The following is a 458-nucleotide window of genomic DNA, read 5'->3' as shown; positions in this document are numbered from 1 at the left end:
CTCCTCCACCGACGGCGCCGCGATCTTCGCGCTGCTGCGCGAGTCAAGGCTCCGGCGCCGCCTCGCGCGCACGCTCGAGGGCGAGGCAGGCTTCAACGACCCGGTCGCCGTCCTGCTCGTGATCGGGTTCATCGAGTGGATCCAGCAGGACGACTACGGCGTGCTCGACATGGCGCTGCTGTTCGTGCGCGAGATGGGAATTGGCGCGGCCGTGGGCATCGCTGTCGGGTTGCTCGCGGTTCCCGGGCTGCGAAACGCGCGCCTCACCAGTCCCGGGCTCTACCCGGTGGCGACGCTGGCCACCGCCGGCCTCGCCTACGGCGGCGCCGCCAGCCTGCACGGCTCGGGCTTCCTCGCCGCCTACCTCGCCGGCCTGGTGCTGGGCTCGGCGCGAATCCCGGCGAAGCAGACGGTGATCGTCTTCCACGAGGGCCTTGCCTGGGTCGCGCAGATCGTGA

The 458-nt window shown here is 71.6% G+C and carries 1 protein-coding gene; it reads left to right on the top strand.

Features of this window, described 5'->3' with window-relative positions:
- Positions 1–458, top strand: a 458-nt coding sequence (locus RM844_RS32645; RefSeq protein WP_311671058.1) for a cation:proton antiporter domain-containing protein, incomplete at both ends; no start/stop codon positions are given.

The sequence above is a fragment of the Streptomyces chisholmiae genome, assembly GCF_031845445.1.
GTDB lineage: Bacteria > Actinomycetota > Actinomycetes > Streptomycetales > Streptomycetaceae > Streptomyces > Streptomyces chisholmiae.
This window is presented reverse-complemented; position numbering and strand designations above follow the sequence as displayed.